This is a genomic window from Pseudomonas sp. DSP3-2-3 (assembly GCF_049898225.1).
GTDB lineage: Bacteria > Pseudomonadota > Gammaproteobacteria > Pseudomonadales > Pseudomonadaceae > Aquipseudomonas.
Genome location: NZ_JAFCXH010000047.1, coordinates 23,937 through 29,936 on the forward strand (window position 1 = coordinate 23,937; position 6,000 = coordinate 29,936).

6 protein-coding genes and 1 pseudogene are annotated in these 6,000 nt (G+C 52.4%); 5 read left to right on the forward strand and 2 right to left on the reverse strand.

Annotated elements, in window-relative coordinates; all coding sequences use genetic code 11:
* Positions 1-114: 114 nt before the first annotated feature.
* A complete protein-coding gene (locus ACP7E4_RS28710; RefSeq protein ID WP_426119398.1) occupies positions 115-378 on the reverse strand; it encodes a helix-turn-helix domain-containing protein in 264 nt (87 codons plus the stop codon).
* A gap of 101 nt (positions 379-479) precedes the next feature.
* On the opposite strand from ACP7E4_RS28710, the gene ACP7E4_RS28715 reads away from it, so the two are divergent.
* The 4 genes and pseudogenes from ACP7E4_RS28715 to ACP7E4_RS28730 form a co-directional block, all read left to right on the forward strand.
* On the forward strand, positions 480-1,070 hold the full coding sequence (locus tag ACP7E4_RS28715) for a hypothetical protein (protein WP_426119396.1): 591 nt from the start codon (positions 480-482) through the stop codon (positions 1,068-1,070).
* Positions 1,067-2,461, forward strand: a complete 1,395-nt coding sequence (locus tag ACP7E4_RS28720; protein ID WP_426119395.1) for a DEAD/DEAH box helicase — start codon at positions 1,067-1,069, stop codon at positions 2,459-2,461. Before ACP7E4_RS28715 ends, ACP7E4_RS28720 begins: the two co-directional genes overlap by 4 nt.
* A 245-nt stretch (positions 2,462-2,706) precedes the next feature.
* Positions 2,707-3,162: a hypothetical protein gene (locus tag ACP7E4_RS28725; RefSeq protein WP_426119394.1), complete on the forward strand. Its 456-nt coding sequence runs from the start codon at positions 2,707-2,709 to the stop codon at positions 3,160-3,162.
* Positions 3,163-3,444: 282 nt separating this feature from the next.
* A pseudogene (locus tag ACP7E4_RS28730) lies at positions 3,445-3,630 on the forward strand (TolC family protein); the annotation flags it as partial.
* 306 nt (positions 3,631-3,936) lie between these two features.
* Here ACP7E4_RS28730 and ACP7E4_RS28735 read toward each other — a convergent pair.
* A complete protein-coding gene (locus ACP7E4_RS28735; protein ID WP_426119392.1) occupies positions 3,937-4,632 on the reverse strand; it encodes a hypothetical protein in 696 nt (231 codons plus the stop codon).
* Between the two features lie 190 nt (positions 4,633-4,822).
* On the opposite strand from ACP7E4_RS28735, the gene ACP7E4_RS28740 reads away from it, so the two are divergent.
* Complete coding sequence (locus ACP7E4_RS28740) at positions 4,823-5,824, forward strand: hypothetical protein (protein WP_426119391.1); 1,002 nt, start codon at positions 4,823-4,825, stop codon at positions 5,822-5,824.
* The last annotated feature ends 176 nt before the right edge of the window (positions 5,825-6,000 follow it).

Sequence of the window (6,000 nt, forward strand, 5' to 3'; positions counted from 1 at the left end):
GAATGCACCCGCCTAGTACTTACCTCTCCGGCCCAGCTAGGAGAAACTCAATTCTGAGAGAACGGTTGATCGGCCGCAAAGCTCGATCGTGAGCCCTGCATTAAATTTTTACAATTAGGATGGCTTGCAAAAACCACTATCCATTAGAGGGACGGGGGTGAGCACCTGCATTTGAGGTAGCAGGCTGGATGGTTCGCATTCTAGACACCGTGCAATCTGATAAAGCTTTTCTACCGTTATGTTTACCTCACCACGTTCGATACGACCCATATAGCTCCGGTCTAGCTTGCACATCAGAGCGAACACGTCTTGCGACACCCGCTTCGCTCTTCTCGCCTCCTTGATATTTTTCCCCAGGGCCTTCGCCAATTCACTCATAGCTGCCTCAACCCTATTGAGGCAGCACTATCAGACGTTTGCGGAAGGATCGGCCACGGACTATAATCCGTATTTTTGTTCGCGGAAAACTAGGTGCCTGCATGAGACATGATTCATTCGAGTTCGACAGGCAGCTGTATGACCTGCTATGCGAGGAGCAAAATCGGGAATTCACGACTCGCCAGCTGCGGGATTCTTTCGCGGCGACCCTTGAGCCGGGCTATGAACTCGGTGCCGTCAGGATCTATGTTTACGAACAGATTCGCCGGCTCATCCGCGCAGGTTGGGTTGCGAAGTCCCCTAAGCTGCGCAAGCGGGGGCAGTTTTTCCGGCTCTTGGAGATGCCAGCACATATTACACTGGTGCTCGTGGCTTCTCGATTCACACGTACCGCTAACCCCACTGCAGAGTTGGCCGAAAGATCCCACAGCAGCGAAAATGTAGTAGCGGGGCAATCAGCTCTTGGTAATGCGGGTGACCACGATCGCATCGAGGAAATGCTAAAGGAGGCTCGCCTCGACCTCCTATCTTCAATGGGTGAGACAGAGCGGTACAAGCAGCTATTTGAGGAAATTCCCCATTTAAAATCTCGATTAGAAAGTGCGTACCTTGAGGTGCGAGATCGGAGCTCCCGGTTGTTGGGCCATCTTCGGGCCCTGGAAACAACACTCAAAGCAATCTCTGTCTTATGACTCGCTCCCTTCGCGAATGGCAGCACCAGTGCAAAGAGATTGCGTTGACCCATTACGGCAAGACCCCTCACTTTTTCTGCCAAGCGACTCCGGGCTCCGGAAAAACGAGGATGGCAGCGGAACTCGCCAAAGATTTGCTCGAGAAGGACAGAATCGATCTCGTTTTGTGTTTCGCTCCGTCTCGACAGGTCGTCGAGGGCTTCCGGCGGACCTTTAGTGGTGTGTTGAACCGTCGCATGGACGGGCTGATAGGCGCGGTGGGTGCCGCGTGTACCTATCAAGGTATGGAATATAGAGATGAGGCGTTTTGGAAACTCTTCGATGACTATCGCGTCTTCGCTGTCTTTGATGAGATACACCACTGTGCAGGTCACGACGCGCTGCTTAGCAATGCTTGGGGGCAACGGATAATTCAGCGAGTACAGGATAGAGCTGAGTTCACCCTCGCACTTTCTGGAACTCCTTGGCGTTCTGATCATAAGGCAATCGTTCTCGCACGCTACTCAACGCCTGAAGGTAACCTTATCTGCGACTATCAGTATGGACTAGCGGAGGCAATCTCGGATCAGGTTTGCCGGTCCCCGCGGATAGTGATTTTGGACAACCAAATGGTGAGCATGACAGAGGCACTAGCGAGCCAGAGCACCGTCACAATGTTTCCAAATATCGCCAGCCTTCTCACTGACTCAGCCGTGTCGTACGAGAGCTTGTTAGTCCATGAGGATGTTCTGAGGCAGCTGTTGGTTTTGGGCTGCCGCAAGCTAAAGGAAATCCGCGAGGTCAAAGCTGATGCAGGCGGACTGGTGGTCGCGACAAATATCGAACACGCTCATCAAATCGCTGCCATGCTGCTAGGCGAGGGTGAGACATGCGAAGTTGTGACCAACAAGACGCCCAACGCTCAGCAGGTGATCGACGATTTTAGGTTCAGTAGTACCGCTTGGATTGTTGCCGTAGGGATGATCAGTGAAGGTACAGACATACCGAGGCTACAGGTGTGTTGTCATTTGAGCAGAATAAGAACTGAACTGTATTACAGGCAGGTTCTAGGGCGAATCCTTCGTCGTTCCGTCAATCACGATACTGAAGCGTGGCTGTACGTCCTGGCTGAACCTTCGCTCCAGCAATTTTCTGAACGGGTCGCTGATGACCTGCCTGGCGACCATGCAGTCATCAGCGTGGTGCAGGGGGGGGCAAGTCCTATCACCAAAAGCTTTACCGAGGCCCAAGGTGACGAGCAGAGTCTAGGCTTGGTGGTACCTATTGGTTTGAGGCATTCGGATGCTGGAGGACAGAGTTCCTCGGGGCAGATCAATGCTTATAAAATGGGCCCGAGCTACGAACTTAGTTTTTCGCAACACTATCGTACCCAGTTGCTTCGGATCTGTTAAACCCCAACAGCTCGCCTCACTTGTCAGTCTTTTTGGGTAATACATCCTGACCGCATTTGCCAATGCTAAACCCCATTGGGACTGTTGCCCGTTGCAGAGCCTTAAGCTGTTCGGTCACGATCTCGCTGGATGTAGGCCGGGATTAACCCGAGAAACCAGAACACCAGAATTCATCGGCTACATCTGTCGATGCAACTCCAAATATAGGTGACTCATGTTTGCAGGCACCTAGGGTAAGAGGGCATATGGTGCCTAAGATTATCGATGACAGAGCCCCCGCCGCGCCCGTTTCATCGGTCTCAAGCAGGCTGGTGGCAATTGAGAAGAACGCGAAAATTCAGATTTTGCGCAGTGGTGACTGGATACCCCTCCCGCAGGCTTCTCAACGCGTAGTCATAGGTCTTGATGAAAGGACCTTGCAGGAATGGCTGCGGACCGATCGCGTTTTTGCTTTGTCGCATGAGGGGAACATCTTCGTCCCTGTTTATGGCTTCGACAGTAAAACCCATCATCCATTGGCTGGCCTTGAAGCCGTGGTGGCGGTGCTGAAAACCCAGAATGATGCTTGGGGCATGGCCTATTGGTTCGCCTCTCCTAACAACTTTCTAGGTGGCAACCCTCCCAAAGCTTTATTGGCCTATGCCCCCGAGCGCCTTCTGTCTGCAGCGCTCGAGGAGGTTGGAGGGGTAATGCACGGTTGATCAATGCTTTCCGGTTTGCTGCGTTGGCAAATTGAACTCCACTAGCATGCGTTGTGCTAGCTGACTCATTCAACATCAAGGGAATGAGTTGCCTTTAAAGCAAAAACTGCAGCCATTCCAGACAGAGCTAACAGCTGTATTCAAATACTCACACGATTTCTGTCAGGGATGAGCGCTGACGCAGCGGGCGACCAATTACGTCGAAAATATCCAAGGGAAAATTGCTTGATCCATGCAGGACTAGCGTGCTGCAACGTAGAGATCGCATGGGAAATATGCATCGCTAGCCAAGACTATTATCGTCTGGCCGAGAGACGCTATCGGATTGGTATTGATAGCAATCTGGTGTTCCTTGATGCTCAAAGATCGTTGTTTAGCAACCAGCAAGTGCTGATCAGTGATCGTCTGGCGCAGTTGAGCTCGCAGATCAACCTTTACCGGGCATTGGGTGGCGGTTGGGAGGAGTAGACGCAAGAGTAGACGCCAGGCGCGTGCCTGGCGGACTTGCGAGCGAATGCTTCGACTAGTGCGCAGGATTGACTTTGACCAACCGTCTGGCTTGCACCGGGACTGCAGAGAAACGTGCTGTGGACGTTTCAGAGCACCTGTACGTATGGCCACGGAGCGCTATGGGCAGGGGAGGGGGACAATGAGTTACCTGGAAGTCGTCACTGCGCAGACAGCTGCACTGAAGTCGCGGCGCGGTGCACTGGATCTGGATACTCGGCAAGAATCACGCACTCGATATCGGCTGCTTTAGGCCCAAGCTAACACTCAAGTTTGTTCGGCCTCAAAAACGCATAGACATTCATCGTCTAGAACCATTACCAGATCAAAAGTACAGAATGCCGTCATGTCATTCAGCATGCGCTGGAGAACAATGCTCGCTTCTTTGGGGTTTCTAGTCGGCTCTCTCCAGTTGTCATATACCAAAAGCCAGTTTTGCTCGAACCGTTGGAACCCTGGCTTGGAAACTATTTCCATCTTACGTTGAACAAAATGGGCAATGGCCTCCGCCCACTCGACAGCACCATCGCCGATAAATCCGTCGCCAGGGTCATTATTGAACACGAGTTCACGTACCTCTCGGGCAGTTTTCTGTATCTCTCCTGGTACCTGCTTCCTGGCCCAGTGAAACTCTGCAGCATTGGAGAGTTTGGCTCTCTCATGATCCATGGCAGCAGTAGTCTCTGATACCGCTTCAACGATCTCGATCCCTATACTGGCCTTAGCGCTTTTAATGACCACATCCGGTCTATCCGAATGGATGACACATGCTGGCAAAGGGATGGGTAAATTTAGGCCGAGCTTGAGTGCATTAACAATGGTATGGATTTCAGCTTGATCCTTTCGATTGACGGGACCCTTTTCGTGGCGGGACTGGACGGTTGTGTCCATGGAACCGAGCAAATGCATCCGAGTCATGAAGTCCGCAGGTAATTCTATAAGGACGTACGGTTTTTCGCGCATGAAGACCATCCTTTGCTGGTAAGACTCGATTGTATGCCCTCAAAAGATCCCTTGCGGGGACTGTGGCAGTAGAAGGAATTGTTCAAGGCCGTTTCTAGCCGGGTTCAGCCACTCAGGTTCGGTGATCTAGATGTAAACCGTCGCGCATGGTATCTACACGGTATCGCCGAAATTAACAGGACGGTACCTCATGTTTGACAATCTTCAGAAAGAGCTTCGTCGGCTAGCTGCGAGTCAGGTGACTGTGCCCATCGAAAGTGACGCGGAGGGCTATATCGATAAGGAATGTCCTGCTGAGGCGTGCCTCTTCCAATTCAAGATCTACGGTGATGATTGGAAAAGTGTCGTTAGGGACGAAGAGGTCTTCTGCCCATCTTGCAGACACACTGCTCCAGCCAAATCATGGTTCCCAACTGCACAAATCGAAGCGGCGAAGGAGTACGCTTTGGGCTCAGTGATCAACGGCCTAAACGGCGCCATGCGAGCAGACGCCCAAGCCTCTAAACGACGGCAAAAACCGGGTTCGTTCCTCAGCATTACATTAGACGTCAAAGGCGGGAGGGACGCTGTTCTGTTGCCGATAGCCGCGGCGGAACCTTTGCGGCTTCGTACCAGATGCGACGATTGCGCGTGCAGATATTCCTACGTTGGAGCTGCCTACTTTTGTCCGAGTTGCGGAAAAAACTCGGCGAGTCACACATTTTTCCAAACGTTAGCGACTATCCGATCGTCCGCAGCACTCGGCGGAACATTGCGCGGCGTACTAGGGCCAGACGAAGCCGAGGTAATGACACGGACTCTTCTGGAAAAGGCCATTTTAGATACGGTGACTTCTTTCCAGCGGCTTGCCGAACAGCTATACGAAGCTCGAACCGGCAAAGAGCCGCGGCGGAATGCATTCCAGAATATTGATGCAGGCTCTGCTCTGTGGGAGGCAGAGCTAGGAATTTCTTATGTTCAGCTGCTGGAGGCCGACTCTCTGACACAACTGCGTGTCTACTATCAGCAACGCCATCTTCTCGCGCACCAACAGGGTATCGTCGACAACGACTATGTGACGCGCAGTGGCGACACAACCTACGAGGTTCGACAACGACTACTGATCAAAGAAAGTGCCGCGCTTGAGTTCGCAGACTTGGTAGAGCAGCTTGGGACAGCACTACTAGCGCGTTGTTCGGCCTCCGGATTGTGAGGCCCCGGCAGCACACAGGCCGCGATCTTAAGTTGGGGATCCGGGGCTGCTTCTGGCCGATTCTGTTGAAAAAGTCGGAATTTCAGGCTGGCAGAGGTCGACGTTGGTCCTCACTTCAGAACCTATTCACCACGTTGCGTGGTTTTTTGGTTCTGCGTTGATCGTTGCAGCTTGGT

Bases quoted from the DNA above. Each gene is read 5' to 3' on its own strand.
- ACP7E4_RS28710 (WP_426119398.1), bottom strand. From the start codon at position 378: ATGAGTGAATTGGCGAAGGCCCTGGGGAAAAATATCAAGGAGGCGAGA.
- ACP7E4_RS28715 (WP_426119396.1), top strand. From the start codon at position 480: ATGAGACATGATTCATTCGAGTTCGACAGGCAGCTGTATGACCTGCTA.
- ACP7E4_RS28720 (WP_426119395.1), top strand. From the start codon at position 1,067: ATGACTCGCTCCCTTCGCGAATGGCAGCACCAGTGCAAAGAGATTGCG.
- ACP7E4_RS28725 (WP_426119394.1), top strand. From the start codon at position 2,707: ATGGTGCCTAAGATTATCGATGACAGAGCCCCCGCCGCGCCCGTTTCA.
- ACP7E4_RS28735 (WP_426119392.1), bottom strand. From the start codon at position 4,632: ATGCGCGAAAAACCGTACGTCCTTATAGAATTACCTGCGGACTTCATG.
- ACP7E4_RS28740 (WP_426119391.1), top strand. From the start codon at position 4,823: ATGTTTGACAATCTTCAGAAAGAGCTTCGTCGGCTAGCTGCGAGTCAG.